26 protein-coding genes are annotated in these 25,718 nt (G+C 33.4%); 12 read left to right on the top strand and 14 right to left on the bottom strand.

What is annotated here, in order from left to right; translation table 11 throughout:
- The first annotated feature begins 101 nt into the window (after positions 1-101).
- From A0O34_RS03045 to A0O34_RS03035, 3 genes are all read left to right on the top strand, one after another.
- On the top strand, positions 102-1,073 hold the full coding sequence (locus A0O34_RS03045; protein ID WP_066750976.1) for a heme-binding domain-containing protein: 972 nt from the start codon (positions 102-104) through the stop codon (positions 1,071-1,073).
- On the top strand, positions 1,070-1,546 hold the full coding sequence (locus tag A0O34_RS03040; RefSeq protein WP_066750975.1) for a hypothetical protein: 477 nt from the start codon (positions 1,070-1,072) through the stop codon (positions 1,544-1,546). The genes A0O34_RS03045 and A0O34_RS03040 overlap by 4 nt, the downstream gene beginning before the upstream one ends.
- Before the next feature lie 122 nt (positions 1,547-1,668).
- Complete coding sequence (locus tag A0O34_RS03035; RefSeq protein WP_066759461.1) at positions 1,669-2,688, top strand: L,D-transpeptidase; 1,020 nt, start codon at positions 1,669-1,671, stop codon at positions 2,686-2,688.
- Here the strand turns inward: A0O34_RS03035 and A0O34_RS03030 are convergent.
- From A0O34_RS03030 to A0O34_RS03020, 3 genes are all read right to left on the bottom strand, one after another.
- Positions 2,685-3,215: a hypothetical protein gene (locus tag A0O34_RS03030; protein ID WP_066750974.1), complete on the bottom strand. Its 531-nt coding sequence runs from the start codon at positions 3,213-3,215 to the stop codon at positions 2,685-2,687. The two genes, A0O34_RS03035 and A0O34_RS03030, sit on opposite strands and share 4 nt — an antisense overlap.
- Before the next feature lie 6 nt (positions 3,216-3,221).
- The gene (locus A0O34_RS03025; RefSeq protein WP_066750973.1) at positions 3,222-4,547 is read right to left on the bottom strand and encodes a PDZ domain-containing protein; all 1,326 of its coding nucleotides are present in this window, start codon (positions 4,545-4,547) and stop codon (positions 3,222-3,224) included.
- Positions 4,548-4,662: 115 nt separating this feature from the next.
- Positions 4,663-5,301, bottom strand: a complete 639-nt coding sequence (locus A0O34_RS03020) for an alpha/beta hydrolase (protein ID WP_066750972.1) — start codon at positions 5,299-5,301, stop codon at positions 4,663-4,665.
- A gap of 269 nt (positions 5,302-5,570) precedes the next feature.
- On the opposite strand from A0O34_RS03020, the gene A0O34_RS03015 reads away from it, so the two are divergent.
- Positions 5,571-6,017, top strand: a complete 447-nt coding sequence (locus A0O34_RS03015; RefSeq protein WP_066759459.1) for a hypothetical protein — start codon at positions 5,571-5,573, stop codon at positions 6,015-6,017.
- 207 nt (positions 6,018-6,224) lie between these two features.
- On the opposite strand, the gene tyrS is transcribed toward A0O34_RS03015, so the two are convergent.
- The gene (tyrS, locus tag A0O34_RS03010) at positions 6,225-7,520 is read right to left on the bottom strand and encodes a tyrosine--tRNA ligase (protein ID WP_066750971.1); all 1,296 of its coding nucleotides are present in this window, start codon (positions 7,518-7,520) and stop codon (positions 6,225-6,227) included.
- A gap of 488 nt (positions 7,521-8,008) precedes the next feature.
- Here tyrS and A0O34_RS03005 point away from each other — a divergent pair, with 488 nt between their 5' ends.
- Positions 8,009-8,569, top strand: a complete 561-nt coding sequence (locus A0O34_RS03005) for an RNA polymerase sigma factor (protein WP_066750970.1) — start codon at positions 8,009-8,011, stop codon at positions 8,567-8,569.
- A gap of 36 nt (positions 8,570-8,605) precedes the next feature.
- Here the strand turns inward: A0O34_RS03005 and A0O34_RS03000 are convergent, their stop codons facing one another.
- Positions 8,606-9,238, bottom strand: a complete 633-nt coding sequence (locus tag A0O34_RS03000) for a hypothetical protein (RefSeq protein ID WP_066750969.1) — start codon at positions 9,236-9,238, stop codon at positions 8,606-8,608.
- Between the two features lie 108 nt (positions 9,239-9,346).
- Here A0O34_RS03000 and lipA point away from each other — a divergent pair, with 108 nt between their 5' ends.
- The gene (gene lipA / locus A0O34_RS02995) at positions 9,347-10,213 is read left to right on the top strand and encodes a lipoyl synthase (RefSeq protein WP_066750968.1); all 867 of its coding nucleotides are present in this window, start codon (positions 9,347-9,349) and stop codon (positions 10,211-10,213) included.
- Between the two features lie 269 nt (positions 10,214-10,482).
- Here the strand turns inward: lipA and A0O34_RS02990 are convergent, their stop codons facing one another.
- Positions 10,483-11,343, bottom strand: coding sequence for an AraC family transcriptional regulator (locus A0O34_RS02990; protein WP_066750967.1), 861 nt, complete (start codon positions 11,341-11,343; stop codon positions 10,483-10,485).
- Positions 11,344-11,482: 139 nt separating this feature from the next.
- On the opposite strand from A0O34_RS02990, the gene A0O34_RS02985 reads away from it, so the two are divergent.
- Positions 11,483-12,676, top strand: a complete 1,194-nt coding sequence (locus A0O34_RS02985; protein ID WP_228394346.1) for an MFS transporter — start codon at positions 11,483-11,485, stop codon at positions 12,674-12,676.
- Positions 12,677-12,717: 41 nt separating this feature from the next.
- On the opposite strand, the gene A0O34_RS02980 is transcribed toward A0O34_RS02985, so the two are convergent.
- Complete coding sequence (locus A0O34_RS02980) at positions 12,718-13,194, bottom strand: Dps family protein (RefSeq protein ID WP_066750966.1); 477 nt, start codon at positions 13,192-13,194, stop codon at positions 12,718-12,720.
- Positions 13,195-13,243: 49 nt separating this feature from the next.
- Entirely contained in the window at positions 13,244-13,624 is a 381-nt protein-coding gene (locus tag A0O34_RS02975) for a SpoIIAA family protein (protein ID WP_066750965.1), read from the bottom strand.
- A gap of 115 nt (positions 13,625-13,739) precedes the next feature.
- Here A0O34_RS02975 and A0O34_RS02970 point away from each other — a divergent pair, with 115 nt between their 5' ends.
- The gene (locus tag A0O34_RS02970; protein ID WP_066750964.1) at positions 13,740-14,945 is read left to right on the top strand and encodes an NAD(P)/FAD-dependent oxidoreductase; all 1,206 of its coding nucleotides are present in this window, start codon (positions 13,740-13,742) and stop codon (positions 14,943-14,945) included.
- A gap of 78 nt (positions 14,946-15,023) precedes the next feature.
- Here the strand turns inward: A0O34_RS02970 and A0O34_RS02965 are convergent, their stop codons facing one another.
- From A0O34_RS02965 to A0O34_RS02945, 5 genes are all read right to left on the bottom strand, one after another.
- Positions 15,024-16,223 (bottom strand): VWA domain-containing protein, encoded by a 1,200-nt coding sequence (locus tag A0O34_RS02965; RefSeq protein ID WP_066750963.1) that lies wholly within the window; start codon positions 16,221-16,223, stop codon positions 15,024-15,026.
- Positions 16,224-16,241: 18 nt separating this feature from the next.
- A complete protein-coding gene (locus A0O34_RS02960; protein WP_066750962.1) occupies positions 16,242-17,837 on the bottom strand; it encodes a DUF4139 domain-containing protein in 1,596 nt (531 codons plus the stop codon).
- 152 nt (positions 17,838-17,989) lie between these two features.
- Entirely contained in the window at positions 17,990-18,664 is a 675-nt protein-coding gene (locus A0O34_RS02955) for an SIMPL domain-containing protein (protein WP_066750961.1), read from the bottom strand.
- A gap of 102 nt (positions 18,665-18,766) precedes the next feature.
- Positions 18,767-19,717 (bottom strand): SIMPL domain-containing protein, encoded by a 951-nt coding sequence (locus A0O34_RS02950; RefSeq protein WP_066750960.1) that lies wholly within the window; start codon positions 19,715-19,717, stop codon positions 18,767-18,769.
- A gap of 117 nt (positions 19,718-19,834) precedes the next feature.
- The gene (locus A0O34_RS02945) at positions 19,835-20,188 is read right to left on the bottom strand and encodes a hypothetical protein (RefSeq protein ID WP_066750959.1); all 354 of its coding nucleotides are present in this window, start codon (positions 20,186-20,188) and stop codon (positions 19,835-19,837) included.
- A 184-nt stretch (positions 20,189-20,372) separates the two neighbouring features.
- Here A0O34_RS02945 and A0O34_RS02940 point away from each other — a divergent pair, with 184 nt between their 5' ends.
- From A0O34_RS02940 to A0O34_RS02930, 3 genes are all read left to right on the top strand, one after another.
- The gene (locus tag A0O34_RS02940; protein ID WP_228394345.1) at positions 20,373-22,145 is read left to right on the top strand and encodes a tetratricopeptide repeat-containing sensor histidine kinase; all 1,773 of its coding nucleotides are present in this window, start codon (positions 20,373-20,375) and stop codon (positions 22,143-22,145) included.
- Between the two features lie 59 nt (positions 22,146-22,204).
- Positions 22,205-22,939, top strand: coding sequence for a LytR/AlgR family response regulator transcription factor (locus A0O34_RS02935; protein WP_066750957.1), 735 nt, complete (start codon positions 22,205-22,207; stop codon positions 22,937-22,939).
- 189 nt (positions 22,940-23,128) lie between these two features.
- Positions 23,129-23,668 carry a lipocalin family protein gene (locus A0O34_RS02930; RefSeq protein WP_066759454.1) on the top strand — a complete coding sequence of 180 codons (540 nt, stop codon included), beginning with the start codon at positions 23,129-23,131 and terminating at the stop codon, positions 23,666-23,668.
- A gap of 178 nt (positions 23,669-23,846) precedes the next feature.
- Here the strand turns inward: A0O34_RS02930 and A0O34_RS02925 are convergent, their stop codons facing one another.
- Positions 23,847-24,323 (bottom strand): DUF7832 domain-containing protein, encoded by a 477-nt coding sequence (locus A0O34_RS02925; RefSeq protein ID WP_066750956.1) that lies wholly within the window; start codon positions 24,321-24,323, stop codon positions 23,847-23,849.
- A gap of 116 nt (positions 24,324-24,439) precedes the next feature.
- Here A0O34_RS02925 and A0O34_RS02920 point away from each other — a divergent pair, with 116 nt between their 5' ends.
- Positions 24,440-25,690: a CinA family nicotinamide mononucleotide deamidase-related protein gene (locus A0O34_RS02920; RefSeq protein WP_066750955.1), complete on the top strand. Its 1,251-nt coding sequence runs from the start codon at positions 24,440-24,442 to the stop codon at positions 25,688-25,690.
- Positions 25,691-25,718 lie beyond the last annotated feature (28 nt).

Genomic DNA, 25,718 nt, shown 5'->3' with positions numbered 1-25,718 from the left:
AGGTCTTATTTTTCCCTTTCATTAATAAATTTATAAGATAAAGTGTTGATTTAGTATAACTTCGATTTCAGAATTTAAATAAACTATAAAATGATTCTCTCATGAAAAATAGAAATAAACTGATCTTGGTTTTGTTTATCGGATTCGTCGGTTTACAGTTTTTTCGACCTGAAAAAATTGATCACGGAACAAAAGCGCAAAATCTGACCAACGTTCCAAAGGAAGTCAATGCGATTTTGAGAAGCTCATGTTTTGATTGTCACTCCTCAGAAACGAATTTAAGATGGTACGATAAAATCACTCCTGCCAATTTTCTGGTTACGTCTCACATTAAAGAAGCTCGCGGAGTATTAAACTTTTCAAAATGGGATTCTTGGCCAAAAGCACAACAGAATTCAACGATTTATTATGCGATCAACAAAGTTTTGTCCGGTGAAATGCCACTTCCGAGTTATGCAGCTGTTCATTCATCTGCGAAATTGAGTCAGGAACAGATTCAAACGTTGAAAAATTATGCTTTATCAATCGCTCCCCGTAAAGTTTCGGATGATTCTCAAATAAAAGAAGCGGAAAAACAATACAATTCTTGGGTGAATGGAGAGTTGAAGAAACCTCATGTAAAAGATGCTCCGAATGGAATACACTATTTTCCGGATTATCGAAATTGGAAAGCCATCAGCACAACAGACCGTTTTGATAACGGAACGATGCGGATTATTTTTGGAAATGATATTGCCGTGAAAGCAATTCAAGAGCATAAAGTAAATCCGTGGCCGGATGGGGCAGTGTTTGCAAAAACGGTTTGGAAACAACAGATGGAAACAAATGGAAATATTTCTTCAGGTGAATTTTTAGCAGTAGAATTTATGATTAAAGATGCCGAAAAATATTCAAAAACAAAAGGCTGGGGTTGGGCAAGATGGAAAGGAAGCGATTTAAAACCTTATGGAGGAGATATCCCAAATTTTGAGCAGGAATGTATCGAATGTCATACGCCTGTCGCAGATCGGGATTATGTTTTTACTCCACCGTTATATTTGATTTCTCAACTTAAAAAAATTAATGCAAAATGAAAAACTATAGTTTATATTTAATTTTCGGGTTTCTACTATTGATTTCTTGTCAGCAGAATTCCAAAAATGTTCTTAATGAAGAAGCATCCATTCAGCAAAGTGATGAATTGAAAGAAAATCCGCTTCTGATGAAGCCTATCACATCTTCTATTCAGCCAAAGGAAAAAACAATGTCGACGTTGTATGGAAATGATATTGCTTTCAATTATGCTAAAACTAATTTTAATTCCAATTATCCCCAAAATGCAGTTCTTTACGAAGTAACCTGGAAACAAAAATCGGATGAATTATGGTTTGGCGCTAATATTCCAAAAGAGGTTATTTTTGTTGAGAAAATTACTTTTCTGGATAAAGGAGTTAATGTATACGAAATATTCCAGGGAAAGGCTTTAAAAAAGGCAAAAATAAATGATAAGACTAATAATCAAAGAAAAAAATTAATCCTTTCTCAAAAAATGGCAGTCTCGCCGTAGAGCTTACCACCGTATTTTTACGGTATTTTCATAGATGGTGATTATTATTCCATTTTTAGGTCTGATATTTGTATTGAGTAGAAAAACTATTAAAAGACCAATTTATTATAATGAACATATTTGTGAAAAAATCATTCCTATACAGCTGTATAATCGCGTTGTTTTTAATTTCATGTAAAAAAGAAATTGAAAAAATTAATGACACTTTAAAAGATACTTCAAGTTCTACATCAGAAACTCCTGCTGTAAAACAAGATTCCATTAAAAAAGACTCTGTAGTAATGAAAGAATCTGTACCTCCAACCATGCAGGAAACAGGCTTTTATAATGCTTTTATTCTTCCAAAGGATAAAAAAATGAGAGATTCTATATATTCTGAATTCAGCAAAAAATATAGTGAGAGAGAGCGTTATGCTATTTTAGCTTTAAACAGATTAGATTCAAAAAATAAATGGAATGCCGACACCTTAGTTGTTCCTGCAAAAATAGATACGACTTTGATGTCTTATTCGCCTTTCCCAATGCAGATGGATGTGTTGAGTGGTGTGAAAAAGTTTGTTATTTTTTCTTATCCGATTCAGGCTTACGGTGTTTATTCAAACGGAAGTTTGGTGAAATGGGGACCTACAAGTATGGGAAAAAAAGCAGCACAGACAACAAGAGGTCTTACGTTTGCCAACTGGAAAAAGAAATTATCCACTTCTACAGTAAGCAGCGAATGGAAATTACCTTATAACTTCAATATTTTCAATACCGGCGGAATCGGATGGCATCAATATGACCTTCCCGGTTATCCTGCATCGCATTCATGTTTAAGATTGTTGATGAAAGATGCCCAATGGCTGTATGGTTATGCTGATACTTGGGTTCTGAACCCCGGAGGTGCGACTACAAAAGCAAAAGGAACTGCTGTAATGGTTTTCGGAGATTACAAATGGGGCGCAAGAAAACCGTGGAAAAAACTTTTGGATGATCCTAATTCCAATAACATTTCTGTTGAACAAATGAGCAAGCTTATTGAGCCTAATATTGAGAAAATCTTAAAAGAACAAGCGAACAGAGAAAAAGTAGTGGATTCTATGAAAATGGCAAAAGCACAAATTGAGCAAATGCCAGAGAATCCTAAGACTCTCGCTCCTTAAATATCCTGAATTTTTTCAAACTGTAATGTAGATTCTTCGGCAAATCGTCTGAGTTTTTGCATTTCATATTTGCCTTTGCTTTGCCCGAACCTTGCTGCTGCATACGTTAAAAGTATCAGGAAAATCATTACAAATGAAGCGGGTAGTGCCCAAGGATATTCAAAGGTTTTGATTTGTTTTTCTACATAATACATCGTGAAGAAAACCATCCAAAAAATCGAAAAAGAGAAATACAAGAACATAAAAAATGTCCAGACTGCTGAACTGGGGCCAAAAACCCCTCGGATGGCGGTCTGTTCGTCTTCTATCTCTATTCTTAATGATAGTCGAGGTTTCCAGTAATTGTCGTATTCAGTTTCAACGCAGATGGTTGCGACTTCTTTGTTGATGTTTCCTGAAAATTCATCTTTATGTTCGGCAAGATATTTCTTTAGATTTTCGGCATATTCTTCCTTAGTCAAATGCGTAAACATTTTGAATCTCGGTCGGGTTCTTATTTTATCTAATGTCGTTTCTTCGGTTTGCATATTTTTTTATTCTTGATAGGGGATAGGATCTTCAAGCTCAAAACTCAACGTTAACTTAGCTGTTTTTCTCTGTACGACAATATTAATGGTTCTGCCTTCGTAGGATTTCATTAATTCCATAATCTTTTCTAAGGTCATTTCTGAGGTTTTATTTCCATTAATGGTCAATACTTGATCGTCTTTTTTAAAGCCAGCTTTCTCAGCAGGAGAGTCTTTTCTTACTCCGGAAATTGAAAATATGGGTTTTAAAGCAAATTTATATTGAAATTTATCACCTCCTGCAACGAATTCACTGGCGGAACTTTTTGTTTTAGTCGTTTCAATTTTTACAAGATCTTCCTGCCATTGAAGTCCGTCCTGCTTAAAATCAAGTCCGCTCATGTTAAAATGAAAGGGATCGTCAAAATTTCTGTTCTTTCTTAAATATAATTTCTGATTGGGATAATCAAAACCAACCGTAAAACGACGCATGATCTCACCTCCAACAGAACCTTTTCTATCATCAACCAAATGTACATGCTGAATAGAATATTCATCTGGCATTGCCGTGAGCGGTTTTTCAAACTTAAAATCTCCAAGATAGAAGTTATGAATTCTGCTTCTTTTCCCAAAAATATCTCCGTTAAATCCTCTTCCCAAAAAATCCTCAATATTAGGCCTGTTATACACAAAATCTTTGATAAGAGCCGGAAAAAGCCAAATAGGATCACTGTTTCCGAGGTCGATTAATAATTTTGAACTTTTCTTTTCGTTGGTCATTTCTATATCTGCGTAGATATAAGGTTTACTTTTTTCAATGGTGATGGGAAGTTCTTCTGATTTTCTAACCTTTTTTTGAAACAGATTTTTATCATTATAAATCGTTATTTTCTTTGATGTATAATCTATTGAAATCGGATTATCTTTAAATAAATGATAGCCAATAACTCCATTTACAGGAATTCCAACATGAGAAGAAATGTTGAACTCCTGATTAACGATGATGAAAAGGGTCATCGATTTATTAATGCAGTTTCCCCCAATTACACCGAGGTTTTTTTCCGATTTTAAACCGTCAATACTCAGATCTCCGCCCAAACCGGAAAATTTTATTTTCTCGATATTGGTAAGTTTCATTTCTTTATTTTCTAAACTGAAAAGTAAAGTTTCAGCAACACCTGTATCGAGTAAAAAAGTAAGTTCAACACCATTTATTGTAACCGGAATAAAGATTAAATTATTAATAAATTTAAAAGGAACAACGGTTTTTTTAGCATCTTTTATTTCAAAACTATTCTGGGCATTTCCAAAAATGCTTAGGAATAAAATCATAATAAAATACAGTCTTTTCATTTACTGAATTTAGTAAAATTATCCGGATAGGAACTAAAAAACATTCCCAATTTTGAGAATGTTTGAATATTTTATAATGAATATTTGTAAACGGTTTGTTTTTCGTAAAATTGATTTACTTAGAAAAAAACTCCATCAAATCCATATAGTTTTTTTGATTCACGCCATGTCCGCTCATATATTCCCTGAAAGTAAAGTAACAACTCAGATCATACAATAGATCTGCTGCTTTTCTTCCCCATTCTAGAGGAATTACAGCATCATCGCTTCCATGCGAAACAAAAAATCGAAGGTGTTCTAATTTCTTTTTGTCTTTTACGATATTATCCAGAAGTTTTTCCTCAGGAAAACTGCTTAAACAAGCTACATAATTGAACATTTCAGGATATTTTAAAGCTAAAGAATAGCAAAGAATACCACCTTGGCTAAAGCCACAAAGGTGAGTTTTACTTTCTGTTAATCCATACTTATTTACAATTTTAAGAATGTTTTCTAATACAGCATTCAAAGATTCCTTTGCTTGGTCTGTATCTATGAAATTTTCAGGATTATTAAAATCTATATCAAACCAAGAATATCCTTCAAACTGAGTTTCTCTCGGCGCTCTGAAACTTACGAGGATCCAGTCTGCGGGAAGTGTTTCTCTGAAACTGAAAAGGTCTTGTTCGTTGCTTCCATAACCGTGAAGCATAAAAAGAATAGGAGTATTTGATGAAATATTCTCAGGTTCTCTTACGATGTAATCTAAATTCATACAACAAAGATAAATAATAAATTATATTACGAAATCCTATATTTTCAATATTTTGTTTAAAAATTTAGTTGTAAAATAAGCGTTTTATTATTTGAGAATGAGTGTTTTGAATTGTATTTGAATATTAATAAACAGAATAAAAGAACTGTATGTTGTATTTTTATTGATTTGATATTATTTAGAAATCTTTGTTAGAAAATTTTCATAAAAGTTATTTTTATATTGATAAAAAACCTATATTTGAAACATTAAAAAATCTATTTGGAGAAATGAAGCAATTTTACAACCTTAAAAGTTTACTTAGACTTTCTTTTTTATTCATCGTATTATTTTCCACAATTTCTGTAGTTAATTCATGTAAAGATGACGACGATGACGAGGAGTTTACTGATCATATTGTTCAGTTTGAAGCAAAAATAGTTCATGGTGGTACTACTGCACCTCCGCCTATCAGCTATTTCAAGACTGTAGTTACTCAGGTAGGAACAAATCAGCAGAATACTTTTAATCCTACAGGATTAGTTTGGTCTAGCGGAGAGTTTTTTGTAAACTCTAGCCAATCTCAATTGAACTTAGGAGCGAATGCAGAACTTTTAAATACTAATTCTAAGCTTATCATAAGCATTTGGATTGATGGAGAAATTGCAGAAACTGATACTGTAGTAGGGCAGGGAACAAAAAGTGCTACTATCGCGCACAGTTTCTTAGAGTTATAAGAGAAAATAATTAAATAATTATATTAAAACCACCTTTTTTGGGTGGTTTTTTTATTTTCGATTATGTTTTATAAACTTATCACGAAGAAAGATTTTATAAGCTAAATATAAAATATGATACATCACAGAATAAAACATATTTAAACATAAAAAAGCAGGAATCAAAGAGTTATGATTCCTGCTTTTTTAATTATATAGTAAATAAACTTATACCGTTTTTACGATAAAATAACTCTTTTTACCCTTTTGAAGTAATAAAAACTTACCGTCAATAAGATCACTTTCATTGGCTGTAAAAGTATCATTTACTTTTTCTTTGTTGATAGAAATTGAATTTCCTTTAATCTCTCTCGTAGCCTCACTTTTAGATTTCAAAAAACCTGATTTTTCAGAAAGTAAATCAACAATATTGATTCCTAAAACATCCGCTTTTGCGACTTCTTTTTGTGGAACTCCGTCAAAAACTTCCAAAAAAGTTTCCTCATCTAGACTTATCAAATCTTCAGCGGTAGAACGTCCGAAAAGAATTTCAGAAGCTTTCAAAGCTTTTTCATATTCTTCTCTTCCGTGAACCCAAACTGTAACTTCTTCAGCCAATCTCTTTTGAAGTTTTCTCTCGTGTGGAGCAGTTTTGTGATCTTCAATCAAAGTATCAATTTCTTCTTTGCTTAAGAAAGTATAAAATTTAATGAATCTTTCAGCATCACTATCCGTTGCATTCAACCAGAATTGGTAGAATTTATAAGGAGACGTTTTCTTCTTGTCTAACCAGTAATTTTCACCGCTTTCAGACTTTCCGAATTTAGAACCATCAGCTTTAGTGATTAAAGGAACTGTTAATGCAAACGCTTCACCTTGGGCTTTTCTACGGATCAATTCTGTTCCTGTAGTGATATTTCCCCACTGGTCAGAACCTCCCATTTGAAGTTTTACATTATTGTTCTGGTATAAATGAAGGAAATCGTATCCCTGAATCAATTGATATGTAAATTCTGTAAAACTCATTCCGTCAACACCAGCGTCTCCGGAAAGTCTTTTCTTTACAGAATCTTTTGCCATCATGTAATTTACCGTGATGTTTTTTCCAACATTTTTAGCAAAATCAAGAAATGAAATATTTTTCATCCAATCATAATTGTTCACCAATTCAGCTTGGTTAGGCTCGTTTCCTTCAAAATTCAAAAATCTTGAAAGTTGGTTTTTCAAACAATCAACATAATGTAAAAGGGTTGCTTCGTCCAAAAGATTTCTCTCTGCAGATTTTCCTGATGGATCTCCAATCATACCTGTAGCACCGCCTACCAAAGCAATCGGCTTATGACCATGCTGTTGAAAGTGTGCTAAAATTTTAATCTGAATAAGACTTCCAATATGCAAAGAATCAGCAGTTGGATCAAAACCAATATATGCAGTAGTTACCTCTTTATTCAGTTGTTCATCGGTTCCGGGCATCATATCGGCAAAAAGACCACGCCATTTTAGTTCTTCTATAAAGGAATTCATTGATTTTTTTCTTTAAAATTTAATGTGCAAAGATAATAAATTCGAAGTTAAGTAGATAACCGTTCGTCATTCATAACTCATCATTTAAAATTTATAATTTTTAGGAGCTATTTCCAGCTTTCCGTTACAATCTTTTTTTTTCAAAAAAGGATTTTCACTGCAATCTGGGCTAGGGTTGTGGTCGTTCTTATGAATTTATCACGTTCGCTACAAGGTTTGTCCTTGACTATGTTGGCAAATCTAAACCTAACAGGTTTTCAAAACCTGTTAGGTTTGAATAAATAGTACTGTCCTTTTGATGAATGAAAAAATTCTATAAAATGTAATGGGTCTTCGACTCCGCTCAGCCTGACATTTCTAATACTAAACATCCAATTTGTAGCGATGTCAGGCTGAGGGGAGTCGAAGCTTTTGGGATCTTTCCGTTTAAAATTAAATCAAATTAAGATATTTGCCTTTTTACCTAAAATAAATTATATTTGTTAGTAATGAACGACGAACAATTATTCCTGCTCATCAACAAAGCCAAGGAAAAAGATCAGAAAGCTCAAACCAAACTCATTAATGTTTTTTGGGTGGATGTTTTCTCTTTTGTGATGAAGAAAGTAGGGGATGAAAATGATGCAGACGAAATTACAGTAAATGTTTTCTCAAAAGTACTGTCGAAACTAGACCTGTTTGATCCACATTTTCAGTTTAAAACCTGGATTTTAACGATCGCTCAAAACACAATCATCGATTTCTGGAGAAAAAAATCAAGAGAAAACCAAGATCCAACCGAAAATCTGGACGAGGTAAAAAATCAATACGCAAAATCTCCCGAAGAGCTAATGATTTCCAATGAAGAGCAAAAAAAGATCATCAAAACCATTGAATCTTTGGATGCTAATTATCAGGATATTATCAAGCTAAGATTTTTCGAGGAAAAAAGTATCAAAGAAATCGCAGAAGAATTGGGGATTTCTGTTGCTAACACGAAAGTACGTGTCATGCGCGCTAAAAAAGTTCTTGCTGAATTATTGAAAAATAATGAGTTTGATGATAATTAAAAGAGCCTTGACAAGGTTTTTCAGAAGAATAAAAGATTATAAATAAACTTTCTCCTTAGTCTGAGGAAGCAAAATTTCTCTTTGTTTGTCCTGATTTCTATTTTGAAGATTAATTTTCAATCCTTTTTTAATAAAAGTTTCCTTTTTAGATTTTCCATACTCGGCAGTATTTTCAACTTCTTTTTCGAAATTGAGCTGTCCGGTTGAAAGATTAAATTCTACATTCGAAAAATATTCTTCGGGTTTTCCGTAGGTAGAATCATACCCAATCAATTCAAACTGACCGTTCTGAAATCTGTATTTATCCGTATAACCCCATTTCCAGCTGCTTCCTCCTGCTTGAGTGATCATCAAAATCCCCTTTTGTATTTCCATATCTTGGTAAGGATCTCCCATCATTCCGCCACCTCTGCTTTCAAGAATTGCGTTTCTTGATTTTTCTAGGATCGTCCATTTTCCATTAATTTTTTTCAAAATCTGAAGTTCGCGGATATTTCCCATATCAGTTGTATCTTTTGTATTGTAAACAATCACTTTTTCAGGGGATTTATCGCCATCCAAATCACCGTCAACAGATTGAATGACTTCTGAATCTTCCGGTTGAAATTCTTTTTGAGCAAAGCAAAATGTACTGAAAATAATAGATAGAAAGCAAAATGTTGTCTTCATAGGAAATATTAAGCTTTAAATTTACGAAATTATCTGTTCTATCAATGCCAGTCTTTGATTGTTTCGATAAAAAAATCCTTAACTTTGAACCTTCAATTTGAGAAATAAATGGAAAATTTAGTTCAAGATACTACTGTTCAAAAACCAAAATGGATTCGTGTAAAACTGCCTACGGGAAAGAATTACAGAGAATTGAGAACTTTGGTTGATAAATATAAATTAAATACGATTTGCCAGAGTGGAAGCTGCCCAAATATGGGTGAATGTTGGGGAGAAGGAACAGCAACTTTCATGATCTTAGGAAATATCTGCACAAGAAGTTGTGGATTTTGCGGAGTAAAAACCGGAAAACCAATGGATGTAAACTGGGATGAACCTGAAAAAGTAGCGCGTTCGATTAAATTAATGAAGATCAAACATGCCGTTTTAACTTCTGTAGACCGTGATGATTTGAAAGATATGGGCTCAATCCTTTGGGGTGAAACCGTAAATGCAGTAAGAAGAATTTCTCCAGGAACCACTATGGAAACTCTGATTCCTGATTTTCAAGGGTTAACAAAACACATTGACAGATTGGTTGATGTAGCTCCGGAAGTGATCTCTCACAACATGGAAACCGTAAAACGTTTGACAAGAGAAGTAAGAATTCAGGCTAAATATGAAAGAAGCCTTGAGGTTTTAAGATATCTGAAAGAAGCTGGACAAAGAAGAACGAAAACGGGTATGATGCTTGGTTTAGGAGAAACTAAAGATGAGGTCTTCCAAACGATTGAAGACATCAGAAATGCAAATGTAGATATTATCACTTTAGGTCAATATTTACAGCCGACTAAAAAACATTTGCCTGTTAAACAATTCATTATGCCGGAAGAATTTGATGAATACGGAGATTTTGCAAGAAGTTTAGGTTTCAGACATGTTGAAAGTTCGCCACTTGTAAGAAGTTCTTACCACGCAGAAAAACATATTCACTAAAAATACAAATCGCTTCGTTTTCGGAGCGATTTTTTTTATTGTCATTGCGAGGAGCGAAGCGACGAAGCAATCTCATCAAAGAATTAAACATACAGTTTGTCATTCAGAACGAAACGAAATGGAATGAAGAATCTAAAATTATCACATAAAGATTCTTCCTTCGTCAGAATGACAATTTAAACGTTCTTTGCTGAGTGAAACGCCCTTGAGAACGAAAAATATTCTCAAACATTAAAAAAAAATTGCGACCTCTGCGTTAAAAAAAACACTTAAATCATCCCCTCAACCTTATTCAAATGCTTCTTTTTAAACTCCGAGGGAGTTTCTCCTACATGCTGTTTAAATAATTTATTAAAATAAGAAAGACTTTCAAACCCCACCTGAAAACAAATCTCCGTAATGCAGGAATTTTGCAGTAACAATAATTTAGCCTGATTAATTCTGTAGTTATTCACAAAATCAGTGAAAGTCATATTGGTTTGTTTTTTAAAATATCGACAAAAAGCAGGAGTACTCAAACTTACAATTTGAGCAATTTCGTTTACATTGGTTTTCTTATCGTAATTTTCATTAATGTAATCGTAAATAGTTCCCATTCTGATTTTATCGTTTAAAAACCATTTTATTCGGGTGTCTTCATTGTTGAGTTCCTTTACTTCATCTGAATTTGCGAGAATGTTTAAAATTTCAATTAAACCAATTAAAGATTCGAAAGAATTTTCATCTTTCATGCGATGAAGTTTTTCGACAACAATTTTTTTAGCTTCACCGTAAAAAGATAATCCGAGATAAGAACGGTCTAAAAGATGTTTGATATTTTCAAATTCAGGAACAGGAAAAATGAGGTCTTGCAGGAAATTTTCGCGCATTTGCAAAACCAGCTGTTTGCATTCTGTCTGTATTTTATAATCAAAATTAAGGTGAGGAACATTAGAACCAATTAAAAGCAATTCACTTTCCCTAAAATCAGAAATATTTTTCCCAACATGACGGATTCCGTTTGATGCTTCTACATAAACAAGCTCGATTTCAGGGTGATAATGCCAGAAAAAACAATTTTTCAGGGAGGGTGAAAACAGCTTAAAAGATTTTCCGTCTTCAAATTCAATGATCTCTTTCTGGATTTTCATTAGGTTCTGTTTTGATTGATTATGATTTTTAAATTAGCTAAAAAGGTTAATACAGAGCAAATTTATATCATTTCAGTTAAAGTATAAAAGATTATTTCTTGCGAATTTTGCATCTTTAAAATATATAAATAATATCGGGATGATTGATAAAAGGATAATTCCACTCGCAATAGGTGGATTGGGGATCGGAACTACAGAGTTTACGGTGATGGGGTTGCTGCCTGATATTGCAAAAACGTTACAAATCACAATTCCGGAAACAGGACATTTGATTTCTGCTTATGCACTAGGTGTTGTGGTTGGAGCGCCAATATTAATTGGATATTCCGTAAAATTTCCACCTAAAAAAGTATTGATGGCATTGATGGTCATCTTTACAATATTTAATGCTTTATCGGCTATTGCGCCTGATTACACATCGATGTTGATTATTAGATTCTTGTCTGGCCTTCCTCACGGAGCATTTTTCGGAGTGGGAACTGTCGTAGCTTCAAGACTTGCCGGAAAAGGAAAAGAGGCATTTTATATATCATTAATGTTTACAGGACTTACAGTAGCCAATCTCGCGATGGTTCCGTTGGTAACTTATATTGGCCATACTTTTCATTGGAGATGGTACTTTGCGATTGTCGCTGTCATCGGTTTGATAGCTTTGGTTTCGTTAAAACTTTGGCTTCCTGCGATGGATAAAAATGAAGACACCCATTTCTTAGAAGAACTGAAATTCTTAAAAGGAAAACAGGCTTGGTTGGTATTAATGATCACAGCAATTGGTTTCGGAGGACTTTTCACTTGGTTTAGTTATATTACACCTTTAATGACTGTTGTTGCAGGAATTCAAAGTAGTCAGATGGCTTACGTAATGATTCTTGCCGGAGCCGGAATGGTTGTCGGGAACTTAGCAGGCGGATTTTTATCAGATAAACTCGGTCCCGAAAAAACCTGTTCATTATTACTTTTCTTAATGATGATCTCGTTAGCGGGTGTATTTTTCCTTTCTGAATATCAAAGTTTAGCTTTAGGTTTAACATTTATTTGTGGAGCTTTATCAATGTCTGTGGCTGCACCAATTAACATCATGATGATGAAAGCAGCACCAAAAAGTGAAATGATGGCAGCCGCTTTTATGCAGGCAGCTTTCAATATAGCAAATGCGATGGGCGCTTTCTTTGGCGGAATTCCTTTGGAGCATGGACTATCATTCAATTATCCTTCATTGGTCGGAGTTGGAATGACATTGATCGGATTGATCATCAGCATCCGATACATGTATCTGTATCGATCATCAAAATCTGAAAAACTCAATGTGGAATGCGTTCCATGTGATAAATAACAAAAAAGAGAAGCAATTTGCTTCTCTTTTTTATTTTAGATTTAATCTTTGAAATATTTTCTCAGTTTCCAAGCCATTTTTTCATGCTCTTGCATCAGTTCGGTTAAAAAGTCTGAAGTTCCGGCGTCTTTATATTTTTCGTCTGTATCGTCTACAAATTTTCTCAGAGCTCTTACAATTGATTCGTGATCACTTACCAATTCTTTCAGCATTTCCTGATTGGTAGGGACTTTCCCTGGATTTTCCTTTAATTGAGATTGACTTGCAAATTCGGAAGTTGTTCCAATTGCAGTTCCTCCCAACGTGCTGATTCTTTCTGCAACATCATCGATACTTTGGGCAACAGCAGTATATTGTGCTTCAAAAAGTAAATGAAGTTCCATAAAATTATCACCGGATAAATTCCAGTGGAATTTTCTCAATTTGATGTAAAGAATGTTTCCATCTGCGAGAACGTTATTTAAAATACCATGAATAGCTTTCAGGTTTTTGTCTGTGATACCTAAATTGGGTTTCATATTATTTAATTTTTTAATGAGTGTTGATGATTAAATGAAAGATTTAAAATTAAACCTCGACTTCATTTCCGTTTTTACACCAGTATAAAGCGTTGTATAGATTTTCTTTCGGGAAAGATTTGAATTCGCCAGGCATTAGAACGCTGAAAATATCGGTGAAATTCTGTACGCTTTCATTATCCGTTACAATAGCTGCTCGGTTCCATTTTGTGAGATTTTTTAAACCTAACAACATATCCTGCAACCATGCTCCTGCGGTGAAATTACCAAGATTTGTATCGAGATAGAGGAGATAATTAAGCTCGTCAAACTCTTCAACTTTCTTTTTTACGTGTGGAATTACAAGATTTTCAAAATTTTCTTTTGTCACTTCGCCGGTGGCACTAAAAGCCGCAACATTTTCCGGAGCTTCTGGAATAATCGTTATCATAGTATATATTTTAGTGTGGTTTGAGATTATGTTAAATAACAATAATTAAACCACAAATATTCAGGAATAGTTAAAAAAGTCATAATTATTGCTATAATTCATTTAAAATATTAATATGGATTTAAAATCTAACGAACCATTTTGGCTTTTAAAGAATGGATTGATGACCTCATATCCATCATTGAAATCAGATGAAGAATGTGATGTTTTAATCATCGGAGGCGGAATTACAGGAAGTTTAATTGCCCATCAAATGGTGGAAGACGGCTACAAAACAATTCTTATTGATAAGCGGGAGATCTGCAACGGAAGTACCTCAGCAACAACTTCAATGCTGCAATACGAAATAGACGTTCCTCTTTATGAATTAATTGAAAAGATAGGAGAGAAGGGCGCAATTGCGAGTTATAAAGCCTGTTCAGATTCAATTGATAATCTTGAAAAACTAACTAAAAAGATTAAATCCAAAGCAGGTTTTAAGCGAAAAAAATCTTTATACTTTGCATCAAAAAAGAAAGATGTTTCTTGGTTAAAAAAGGAATTTGAAGCCCGAAAAGAAGCAGGATTTGATGTGAAATGGCTTGAATCAAAAGAAATCTTAGATAAATTCGGTTTTGAAAATACTTTTGGAGGAATTGTTTCAAAGCAGGGTGCAAGTATCGATGCTTTTAAATTTGCCCATGAATTATTTGATTTAAATGTAAGAAAAGGATTAAAAATTTTCGATAAAACGGAGATGAAATCGGTTAAATATTTGAAAGGATATAATTTGGTTTCCACAACAAACGGTCCTCAGATAAAAGCGAAAAAAATCATCTATTGTATTGGTTACGAAAGCAAAGATTTAATTAAAGAAGACTTTGTTGATTTAAAAAGTACCTTCGCAGTTGTTTCTGAAATTGATCATGATAAATTCAAAAATATAACCGACACATTGGTCTGGAATACCGATGAACCTTACATTTACATGCGAACAACGGATGACGGCAGAATGCTGATTGGTGGCGGGGATGAAGACTTCCAAAATCCTGAAAAACGTGATGCTTTACTCGACAAAAAGGAAAAGGAAATTTTAAAAGTTTTAAAGAAAATAAAACCCGATTATCATTTTTACACCGATTTTGTTTGGGCCGGAACTTTCGGAGAAACGAAAGATGGACTTCCATATATTGGTGAACATCCAAAATTTAAAAACTCATATTTTGTTCTTGGCTTCGGCGGAAACGGAATCACTTTTTCTGTCACCGGAATGGAAATGACCTCTCAGTTTATGAAAAATAAAAAACATCTTTTGTCCAGATATTTTAAGTTTGGAAGATAAAGGTTTCGGGCTTCGGCTTCGGCGAAGCCCGAAACTTCAAAAAAGCTGCCCAATTCAGGCAGCTTTTCTAACAATCAATTACGAACTATATCCATTTCTTTTGGCCAATTCAAGAATAGATTTCTCAATAGCTTTTCCAAGGTCATCAGAATCTGCACTTCCACGTTTTTTCATTTCAGTATCAATGAAATCCTGACGTTTTTTAGATAATTCTTCAATTTCCTTTTGAATTTTATCGCGGGCAGCAGATTTTACGGCAACTGCTTTTTTAACTTCTTCTTTGCTTTTTCCCTTTAATTCGACAGGAAGCTCATCTTCTTTTACAGTTGTAATAAAATTGGCGTCTTTTTCGGCACGGTCTACCAAATCCCAATGTTCATTATTGTAAGCATTCTTTTTAGATTTGGCAACCGTTCTCTCAACAGCATTGGCAGCGGACTGAACCTCAGCATTTTTATCCTGAGCAATCTGTTTGGTCTTATATTCCGAACCTTTGCTTCCATAATAAATGTAAGTATCGTTCAGTTTTGCGTTGCATTCTGAAATTCTTACATCATAAGGCGTTTCAATGTAGATCACTTTTCTATCGCTGTCGATATTGAAATATTTTCCGTCACCTAAAGAAGCTCCGTTTTGCCAGAACGATTGAATTCCTTCATCTCTATTTCCACAAAAGATGGTGTTTGTATAGATTTTCTTTGTTTTGGCGGTAGAAATTACTTCTTTATAATTGATTCTTCCTTGATCAAAAGGTTCATTTCCTGCAATATAGATCAACTTCATGCTTTTATCATTTTTGTCCCAATTCAGATTCATGGATGCATCGCGAATTACGGCCCCACAATATTCGCTTCCACCATTGGTTCTCAAAGCAAATAATTTTTCTGAAACTAAGTCGAGATCCTGCGTTAAAGGAGTGACCTGTCTGATGTAATTTTCATCTTTCAATCCATCATTTCCGTACTCGTAAAGGGCAATTTCTATCTGTGGAGCCTGTCCGCTGTATTTTAAAGTTGTTAACGTATTTACAATATTCCAAAGCCTGGATTTTGCCTGATCGATCAATCCGTCCATGCTGTTTGAAGTATCCAATAACAATGCAACCTGAATTTTATTGTCTTTGCTGATGATTGAAGATTTCGGATCTTCATTCTGAATGAAATTTCTTTGTGCTGTAACTGTAGGATTTCTTTTGATACAGCCAACTTGTGAAGGGTTTTGAGCGCTTAAAAAAGCTGCTGTTCCTATCGCTAATGTTAAGATTTTTAAAGTTGTCATAATTAATATTTTATGGGGTTATCTGCTGTAATATTGAATTTGCATGTCTTTCGGATATTTCACTTCATAAGAGAAATTGATTTTATCTGAACTTCCACTTCCGATTTTTCTGTTCCAAAGAATACTTCCGGTTTTTTCATCAAGATTTCCGTCGCCGATCTCTAAAGTTTTCACTAAAATTTTAGAATTTTCGCTGATAGGAAGCTGATCAAGGATTTCCAGTTCAATATTTTCTTTGGTGTTGTTTCGGATGCTTATTTGGTAAGATTCTGTTTCCCATTTGTTGGTGTTGAAATTCTTTTGAGCGGTTTTATCTTCGAATTTTATCCTTTTTACATTAATTCTTTCATCTACGCCAAGAGAAATTGGGAATTCATCTTTCACATAATTGCTTGTAATATTGGTTTTTCCGATGTAATTGTCTTCAAAATAGATATTTGCTTCACCAGAAATAAGGTTGAGGTTTTGCCAGTTTTTAATAAAAGCCATCAGGAAAACCTGATTATTCAACTTAGGAACCACGTGATATTTATAAGTCGCATCAATTTGTTTTTTGTCGAGAATCACGTATTGTTCTTTTTCTTGACTTACAATGGTCTGGCTGTATTTCAATTCATACATTACATTCATTTGATTATCAGAAACAGTTGCCACAGGAATCTGACTTGGTTTTGCAACATCATCTCTCATTTGATATGAATTGACTTCCGCAGATACCTTTTTCATTTTATAATCAGCAACTTCCGTTTGCGGATTGTATGCCTTATATTCAGCAACATAAAGCGGAGATAAAATAGGTCTGTTTTGATTATATGAAGGTCTGTAGGTCGAAACAAAAAGCTTTACATTATTCCAGTCTTGTCCGGTTTTCTGGTAGATTTTTCCTTTATAAACCATTTCCAGCGGTTTTTTTGTAGACTCGGCTCTCAAATCATAAGACGGAATCCAGCCTGCATTGGAAACGATATAACTTATACCTAAATCCAAATTCGTATCGTTATCCGCTAAAATTTCAAGCAAAAGTTCTTTTTTATTGGTGTTTTTATGAGTTTGTTCTTCTGTAAACTCTTTGTTGATCTTTGCAATACTTTCATCTAAAACAGATTTTTGTTCGTTCAGAAGAAATACCTGATTATCAATTTCAAGCATTCTTTTTCTATAAAATTCAGTGAGCTTGATAAGCTGTTCCTGAGGTGTAACTTTATTACTATCTGAAATCTTTAAATTATCCTTAATAATATTCTGTTCACCCGATAAGTTTGAAATCTGAATATTTAAAAGACTAACCTGTCTCTGCAGTTTTTTTCTTTCCGTTTCCAGCTTTTTCTCGCCCTCAGATAATTCATCATTTTTCAAAAAATTACTTTGTGGAGTGATAGAAAGAAGAGTTGTATTTTTTTCAAGGTTTATTTTATAGGTATTTTCATCAAGATCATTGGGAAGGTTGATAATTTTTACCATATTTCTTCCTTTCTGTAAACTGACATTGGTGCTTCCGAAAACTTTTGCGCCTTGCAAAAATATCGTTGCCTGTTTTACATCAATTTCCTTTTTAATTTCTTGAGCTTTAAAAAGTGAAATTGAAAAAATGAGTAGTATTAAATAACGTTTCATAGTGTATTATTTTAAATTCCTACAGTAAAATTATCTCAATTAAAAGCTGAAAATTTGAAGACTTGGTGAAATGGCATTTTCGCTTGGTGAAGTTTGGAATTGACTAAAAAAAAGAAAGACAGCCCTTTCGGACTGTCTCTTAAATCTGTTAATTAAAGAATCTCATATTTGGTTTTGATGCTGTATTTCAGCTTGATATTTTCAATGTTATCGAAAGAATAATCTGCTCCGGCATCGGCAGCTTCCATTTGTACATTGGCCATTCTGCTTTTGTACGCAACGGGAAGAACAGAATCGCTCATATAGTCTTCAACTTCAACGATCTCAAGCGGAGTTCCGGTCTTTTTACCGATGCTTTCTAAGAGATAATCTGCTTTTTCTCTGGCAGCTTTCAACGCATTTATTTTAACCGTTTTTCTGAAATCTGCAATTTTTGTATTCTTGATTTCTGCGATATTCAGATTGCTTACCCATTTTTGGTTTAAATCTTCAAAAAGCTTACTCACATTGGTTTTTGCATTTACTTTAAACTGAAAACTCTTTGTAAACTTCGTTGTTTTAGGGTAAAGATTTTGATACATCGATTTGAATTTGATGTCTTCATTTTTCACTCCATCGTTTTTCAGTGTTTCAAATAAAAGCTTTTCGTTGTCGGCGAGCTGATTTTTATTGTCAGCTTTGATGCCGATGTTAAAGATGATCTCATCCGGTTCTACTTCCATTTCAGCAACTCCTGTTACTTCGATTGCGTTTTTCTTGATTTCCTGTGCATTGATCAGACTTCCAAATGTTAGTAATCCGATCATTAAAAAATGTCCTAATTTCATAATTTCTTGTTTTAAATTTTAAACTTCTAGAGTAAAATTAGGCACATTTAAAGCTTGAAATCGGAAGACTTGGTGAAATTAGGTTTTCACTTGGTGGAAGATTTATTGAGGATTATTGATGTTTAAATCTTTCATTTCTCCGGTTGGAGTAATCAAAATATATGATTTGTTTTCCTTCTGGTTTTTTTTCTCTTTTGAAATAACCATTTTAATTTCATACATCACCTGAATTACAGGTTCTAAGATTGTAGGATTGATGACGAAATCAAATTCCTTGTCAAGAATCGGCTGATAATAGAGTGTTGCCGTTTTAGCAGCCTGATTAACATTAGCAATCCTTGAAAGCGCTAGAGTAGAGCTGTTATAAGCTTCGTAGGATTTATACATTTCCGTGGGAAGTGAAGTTTTGAAACCGTCGTTGATGCTTTTGGTTGTGTTAGCAAAAGTTTCTCCAAGCATCGTTTCATAGTTTTTAACCTTCTCCTGAAGAGTGATTCTTGCTTTGTTCATCAATTCCTTTTTCACGGTTTCCAGACTGCTTGCAAAATAATCTACTCTTACAAGATCATAAATTTCATTTTTAGAAAGAATGGTAATGATATCGTTGAGCTGCGAAGGATTTGTAAATTGAATATGAAGATTTTTCTTTAATTCAAATCCACCCGGAACTTCATTGTATGTTTTTCTGCTGAAAATCTTTTTTTCAACAGTGTAATTATAAACAGGAACAAACGAAACCATATCAATATAAGTTTCTATTGTTTTATTTGTTTTTATTTGGGAAAGTGCTGTGTTAAGGCGCTTATCCATTAATTCATTCACTTCTTCTGCAGTTTCTCCCACCTGCGTAAGACTGAAAATAGCAACATACTTTTCTGCTTTTACATTGGCAAGTCCTTTAATATTAATGAAGATTTCATTATTTGAAGGGATAGCAACTGCAATATTATTATCAACATAACGAACTTGATTTTGATAATTAATATTCCCTGAAACCTGCGAAAATGTAAATTGAAATAATAGAGCCGAAGCAAAACATAAAATGTTTTTCATAATGATTAAGTTTAAATTATGCACAAACTTAATCACGGAATCATTTGAAAAAACGGAGCAAGTGGTGAACAGAACGTTTCACTTGGTGAGCGTTCCTGTTCAATGAAAAGACAGCTTTTATCTGTTTGTCAGAATAATAGATTTCCCATTTCGTGTAATCAACTTCTTTTCTTTAGAAAATAGTTGTGTACTTATAACGATCTCATTTTTACTCTGAGAAATTTTATAAATATTTGAACTAAACAATGCATCATTACTGAAATGCTCGAACAATTTAGTAGAATCTGATTGATGAACCGAATAAAAATCAACCTTATATTTGTTGATTCCCAAGTGGTAAAATTTATAGATAATTTGCTCGTTGAGGTCGCTTGAAATCACTTTCGTTTCAATAAATTTATTTTGTTCAAGAAATGAACAACTTTGGAGAAACAAAATAATTAAAAAGGAGAAAATAAAAATTTTTTTCATGATAATTGGGTGTATTACAAATGTAAGGAAAGCAGATTCTGTTAATGTTAACTCAGTTTCAATTTTATTTTACTAAATGACTTTATATCAGATTTTTAATGATGAAAACTTGGTGAGTGGCCAATTTCACTTGGTGAATAGTTTTTGAGCAAACTATATATATGTATATCTTTGTTTTATGAAAATGCTTCAACTTTTTGTACTTCTTTTTTTGATCTGCTTTGGGAATAAAATCTATTCTCAAACTACAAATGTTGCGCAGGAAGTTGTGACCGAAAGTAAAAAGCTTAAGAAAGCAGTTGATAATAAAGACATCTCTGCACAAGCGGATTCTTACTACAATATCGGGGAATCATTTTTCAATAATGGAAATTTTGGGAAAGGTGAAGAGTATTTTGTTAAATCTAAAAATATCTACGAACAACTCAACGATAAACCTAATATCGAAAAAGTAACCCGAAAATTGGCTCAGTCACAGGAAAAACAAAATAAAATTACTCCTGCGATCAGTAATTATAGCCGTGCTGCGGAAGTTAATTATTCATCAAAAAGTAAAGCGGTTAATTCTAATGATGCAGCAAGACTTTCTGCTCCTTCGCAGGACATGAAAGCAGAAGCTATTCAGAATAATATTGATCTTAGCCAAAAAGCGAATGAAAAAGAAGATCTTGCAGCGAGTTACAGCCAAATGGCGGACGTCAATATTCAGCAAAAAGATATTCCAAGAGCCGAGGAAAACTTAAATAATGCCTATCAGGTTTCTAAAAAAGGAGCACCTCAGCAAGCGTTAGAAATCAATCAGAAACTGACCAAATTTTATGTTGAAAACAAAAATTTCGACAAAGCGATTGAAGCGAAAAAGAAAGTCTTGAAAGAAGATTTCGTTCAAGATAATTCTCAGGAGAAAGTCAATCAAATTCAGGAATTAGCGGATATTTATATCAAAAAAGATGATGCGGAAGAAGCTATTAAATTATTAAAGAAAGCCTACGAAATTGCCTTAGAAAAAGGCCATACTTTGGAAGCTCAGAAAAGCGTAAAAAGGCTTGACAGTCTTTACAATACTTCAAATAATACGGATGCTTCCGTTCAATTGTACAGAGATTTTCTTGGAAAATTGCCTGATCTGGTTTCTAAAGATCGAAGTTTGGTAGATAATAAAGTTCTGGAAGACACTGAACAGAGAATTTCTCAATTAGAAAAGGAAAGAGAATTAAAAGACGAATTAATTCGCAAGAAAAATGTCTTTAATTACAGCCTGATCGGAGTTTTAGTTTTGTTGACGGTGTTGATCGTTTTTATTTTCAGAACATTAAAAAAAGTTCAGATTAAAAATAAGAAAATAGCATTGCAATCGCTTCGTAGAGAGATGAATCCACACTTTATTTTTAATAGTTTAAATAGTGTAAACCATTTCATTGCGATGAATAATGAACTGGAAGCCAACCAATATTTAACCAAATTTTCAAAATTAATGCGTGGCGTAATGGAAAATTCCACGGAAGATTTTATTCCGTTTCAGCAGGAATTGGATTTGCTTCAAAATTACCTCGCATTGGAAAAAACTCGTTTTTCAGACAAGTTTGATTATGAAATTGAATTTGATGAAAATCTGAATATGCACAGTCTGCAAGTTCCCGGAATGCTGGTGCAACCATTTTTAGAAAATGCGATCTGGCACGGATTACGTTACAGAACGACCAAAGGATTTTTAAAATTAAGTTTTGAAAAGGACGATCAAAACCTAAAAATAATCATTGAAGATAACGGAATTGGAATTGAAGAAAGCAAAAAGCAAAAGACAGAGCACCAAAAAAACAGAGAAGGTCGCGGAATGAAAAATACGCTCGAAAGAATCACTTTATTGAATGATTTGTACAATCGTGATATTCAATGTAAAATCACAGATAAAAAAACTGAACCAGGAGTTTTGGTGGAAGTGAGCTATAAATTGTGAAAAAGTCAATTGTAAATATTTAACATTTAGCTAATTCCTATTTCCTAAACCCTAAAAATATGAAAATAAAAGCCATAATCGTAGACGACGAGCTTATCGCAAGAGAAGTTTTGAGAAACTACATCACAAAATATTGTCCGCAAGTTGAAATTTTAGGTGAAGCCGAAAATATAAAAGAAGGAGTTCCTTTGATTGCTGAAAAACAACCCCAACTTGTTTTCCTTGATGTAGAAATGCCTTTCGGAAATGCTTTTGATGTGTTGGAAGCTACAAAAGAATTTTCCTACGAAACGATCTTCATTACAGCATTTTCTCAATATTCTCTACAGGCACTGAATAAATCTGCTAGTTACTATATTTTAAAGCCAATTGATATTCAGGAGCTTATTGTGGCGGTAAATAAAGTCGCAGAAAATATTGAAAATAAAGATGAACTTAACCGTAATAAAATTCTCCTTAAAAATTTAAAATTGAAACCCGAAAAACAACAATTGATACTTCCAACACTGCAAGGCTTTGATGTTGTAAAAACGGAAGATATTGTCAGGCTTCAGGCAGATGGAAATTTCACACAGGTTTATCTTACGGATGGTTCTAAAAAGATGGTCTGCAGATTTTTAAAACATTTTGACGATTTGCTTGAAAACCCTTTTGTAAGAGTTCACCGTTCCCATATTATCAATACCAATTTTGTAAAATCTTACCATAAAAGCGGAACAGCAACGCTTTCTGATAGTACTGAAATTGAGGTTTCCGGAAGTTTTAAAGATAACTTTTTGAAGGTTTTTTCTTAACGAATAATTATTCGAGATTTTTGTGATCTTTGCTGAGTGAAACGCCTTTGCGATCTTAAAAGCATTTAGTAGTTTAAAAAAAACTTTGTGCACTTTGTGTTAAAATTAATACCATTTCATAAATTAACATTGAAATTTTTCAGGCATTATTTTTGAAGCTTCCATAGTAACCACGAAATGTATATTATTATGAAAAATTTTCAGAAAATTGCCATTCCCGTCTCGTTGGGGATTTTGGGTTTCATTATTCTTAATTCATGTTCAACAGGAATTCCTAAAGGCGCAACAGCAGTTACCCATTTTAATGCAGAAAAATATTTAGGAAAGTGGTATGAAATTGCCCGTTTCGATTACAGGTTCGAGAAAAACATGGATAACGTGACGGCAACCTATTCTCAAAATCCAAACGGAACAATCCGAGTAGATAATAAAGGCTACAATTACATCAAAAAAGAATGGAAAGAGTCAATTGGTGAAGCCAAATTTGTAAAAGATAAAACTGAAGCTCGATTAAAAGTATCATTTTTTAAACCCATTTGGGCCGGATATAACGTAATTGATATTGACGATGATTATCAATACGCATTGATTGTCGGAAGCAGTTTAAAACATATCTGGATTCTATCCCGAACTAAAGAAATTCCTGAAAGCATCAAACAACGTTTTCTAGAAAAAGCTAAAAGAATAGGTTACAATACAGATGAATTAATCTGGGTAAAACATGATTAACAGTCATTGCGAGGAGCGTAGCGACGAAGCAATCTCTTAATAATCTTAACAACTTAAATAAATCTTAATGTTTCAAATTTTTAACCATTAAGTTATATTAAGAGTTTAAGAAAAGTTAAGTTTAACTCTGTTTAAGTGAGATTGCTTCGTCGCTACGCTCCTCGCAATGACAAAAAAATTAATTCAAATTTTTATACTCCTTCCATTCCTCAAAACGATGATCAATGGCAAGTTTCATCAAGTCATAATTTTCATAGGTATCTTCAATATGATAGAATGTTTCATATTCATAATCACTTTCCTCGGCTTTATTGTCAAAAATATTGATATAATCTGTGGCGAAAGAACTGAATTTATCAGCAAAATCTGTTTCATCCACGTAATAATCTTTTGCAAAACTATTTCCAAGATCATTAAGCTCATGTTCAGTGAATTTTCCATCACATACTTCAAGGAGAAATTCTGCTCCGGTAATCTCTCTTCTTTTTAAACTTTCAATTTCATCTTTGAAATCTTCTTTCATTTCTTCGGAATGCAAGTTGTTGTGAATGCACCAGTTCAGAAACATTCCTGTATGTGTGGCGCCGTTTTTAGAAGGAAGCCCTTCAGGAAAATCTCCTCCATAATGCCATGAAGCATCATCATATTTAGACATAATTTTTAATTATAGTTTTAAACAGTTCAAACCAAAGATATAAAAAATCGTTTTCTTTTGTTCACTACACAGAATTTTCCGTCATTTGTAGCAGAATTTTTTTCAAGAATTATAATATGGAAAAAGCTGTTCTTATTACTATTGGAGACGAGATACTTTCGGGAAATACCGTTGATACCAATTCTAATTTTATTGCTACTGAACTTAAAAATATAGGCGTACAAGTCTCGCAAATTTTCACTATTTCAGATGAAATTGAAACCATTAAAAACACTTTAAAAGAGGCGTTTAAAATTGGAGATTTGATCATTACAACAGGTGGTTTAGGCCCAACCAGAGATGATAAAACAAAAAAGGCGCTTGCCGAATTTTTCAATGATGAAATTGCATTGGATGAGGTTACTTTTGAGCATTTGAGAACGTATATGGAAAAACGTGGCCGACTGGAAATTCTGGAAAGAAACCGCGAACAGGCCTTTGTTCCTACAAAATCTACGGTTTTTCAAAACAATTTCGGAACGGCACCTTGTATGATGATGGAGCAAGATGGGAAATTATGTTTCAGTCTTCCGGGCGTTCCTTATGAAGTAAAACCTTTGATTAAAGATCAGATAGTTCCTTATTTAAAGGAAAAATATAGTCTTAATTATATCACGACAAGAATTATTTCCGTCGTTGGAATTCCTGAAAGTATTTTGGCAGATATTGTTGAAGATTGGGAACTTGCTCTTCCTGAAAATTTGGCGTTATCCTATCTTCCAATCGGAACCAGAGTAAAGTTAAGATTGACTGCCACAGGTGAAAATGAATTGTATTTACAGCAACAATTAGAAGAAGAAATTCAAAAATTACTTCCTTTAATTAGAGATAATGTGATCGCCACAACTGAGGATAAAATTGAAAAAATTCTTGGTGAACTTTTAATTGAAAGAAAATTAACTATTTCAACGGCTGAAAGCTGTACCGGAGGAGAATTGGCAAAAATGATCACTTCAAACTCGGGAAGTTCAAAATATTTTCTGGGTGGAATTATTCCTTATGCAACAGAAAAGAAAATTGAGATTTTAAAGGTTAAAAAAGAAACAGTTGATGAGTTTACCGTTGTAAGCGAACAGGTTGCACAGGAAATGGCAAAAGGTTGTCAGAATTTATTTGATACCAATATTTCACTATCCACAACCGGAGTTGCAGGTCCCGGAAAAGGAGAGGATGGAAAAGATATTGGAACCGTTTTCTATTCTATTAGGGTTAATGATAAAGAACATAGTTCAAAATTATACATGCCACACTTAGAAAGGCTGGATTTTATGAATTTTGTATCACAGAAAATTCTGCAGGATTTGGTGGGAATACTTATAAATGAGTAAGAACCAATTCATTTTTAATTTTATTTTA

It is taken from the genome of Chryseobacterium glaciei, assembly GCF_001648155.1.
GTDB classification, from domain to species: Bacteria; Bacteroidota; Bacteroidia; order Flavobacteriales; family Weeksellaceae; genus Chryseobacterium; species Chryseobacterium glaciei.
The sequence above is the reverse complement of the archived record's forward strand: the minus strand, read 5'-3'. Positions and strand labels throughout refer to the sequence as shown.

Coding starts and splice junctions, on each gene's coding strand:
- A0O34_RS03005 (WP_066750970.1), top strand. CDS start 8,009: ATGAACGACGAACAATTATTCCTGCTCATCAACAAAGCCAAGGAAAAA.
- A0O34_RS02965 (WP_066750963.1), bottom strand. CDS start 16,223: ATGACAACTTTAAAAATCTTAACATTAGCGATAGGAACAGCAGCTTTT.
- A0O34_RS02950 (WP_066750960.1), bottom strand. CDS start 19,717: ATGAAAAACATTTTATGTTTTGCTTCGGCTCTATTATTTCAATTTACA.
- A0O34_RS02960 (WP_066750962.1), bottom strand. CDS start 17,837: ATGAAACGTTATTTAATACTACTCATTTTTTCAATTTCACTTTTTAAA.
- A0O34_RS03000 (WP_066750969.1), bottom strand. CDS start 9,238: ATGAAGACAACATTTTGCTTTCTATCTATTATTTTCAGTACATTTTGC.
- A0O34_RS02955 (WP_066750961.1), bottom strand. CDS start 18,664: ATGAAATTAGGACATTTTTTAATGATCGGATTACTAACATTTGGAAGT.
- A0O34_RS03030 (WP_066750974.1), bottom strand. CDS start 3,215: ATGCAAACCGAAGAAACGACATTAGATAAAATAAGAACCCGACCGAGA.
- A0O34_RS02940 (WP_228394345.1), top strand. CDS start 20,373: ATGCTTCAACTTTTTGTACTTCTTTTTTTGATCTGCTTTGGGAATAAA.
- A0O34_RS02930 (WP_066759454.1), top strand. CDS start 23,129: ATGAAAAATTTTCAGAAAATTGCCATTCCCGTCTCGTTGGGGATTTTG.
- A0O34_RS02980 (WP_066750966.1), bottom strand. CDS start 13,194: ATGAAACCCAATTTAGGTATCACAGACAAAAACCTGAAAGCTATTCAT.
- A0O34_RS02920 (WP_066750955.1), top strand. CDS start 24,440: ATGGAAAAAGCTGTTCTTATTACTATTGGAGACGAGATACTTTCGGGA.
- A0O34_RS03015 (WP_066759459.1), top strand. CDS start 5,571: ATGAAGCAATTTTACAACCTTAAAAGTTTACTTAGACTTTCTTTTTTA.
- lipA (WP_066750968.1), top strand. CDS start 9,347: ATGGAAAATTTAGTTCAAGATACTACTGTTCAAAAACCAAAATGGATT.
- A0O34_RS02970 (WP_066750964.1), top strand. CDS start 13,740: ATGGATTTAAAATCTAACGAACCATTTTGGCTTTTAAAGAATGGATTG.
- A0O34_RS02975 (WP_066750965.1), bottom strand. CDS start 13,624: ATGATAACGATTATTCCAGAAGCTCCGGAAAATGTTGCGGCTTTTAGT.
- A0O34_RS02990 (WP_066750967.1), bottom strand. CDS start 11,343: ATGAAAATCCAGAAAGAGATCATTGAATTTGAAGACGGAAAATCTTTT.
- tyrS (WP_066750971.1), bottom strand. CDS start 7,520: ATGAATTCCTTTATAGAAGAACTAAAATGGCGTGGTCTTTTTGCCGAT.
- A0O34_RS03045 (WP_066750976.1), top strand. CDS start 102: ATGAAAAATAGAAATAAACTGATCTTGGTTTTGTTTATCGGATTCGTC.
- A0O34_RS03020 (WP_066750972.1), bottom strand. CDS start 5,301: ATGAATTTAGATTACATCGTAAGAGAACCTGAGAATATTTCATCAAAT.
- A0O34_RS02985 (WP_228394346.1), top strand. CDS start 11,483: ATGATTGATAAAAGGATAATTCCACTCGCAATAGGTGGATTGGGGATC.
- A0O34_RS02945 (WP_066750959.1), bottom strand. CDS start 20,188: ATGAAAAAAATTTTTATTTTCTCCTTTTTAATTATTTTGTTTCTCCAA.
- A0O34_RS03040 (WP_066750975.1), top strand. CDS start 1,070: ATGAAAAACTATAGTTTATATTTAATTTTCGGGTTTCTACTATTGATT.
- A0O34_RS02935 (WP_066750957.1), top strand. CDS start 22,205: ATGAAAATAAAAGCCATAATCGTAGACGACGAGCTTATCGCAAGAGAA.
- A0O34_RS03025 (WP_066750973.1), bottom strand. CDS start 4,547: ATGAAAAGACTGTATTTTATTATGATTTTATTCCTAAGCATTTTTGGA.
- A0O34_RS02925 (WP_066750956.1), bottom strand. CDS start 24,323: ATGTCTAAATATGATGATGCTTCATGGCATTATGGAGGAGATTTTCCT.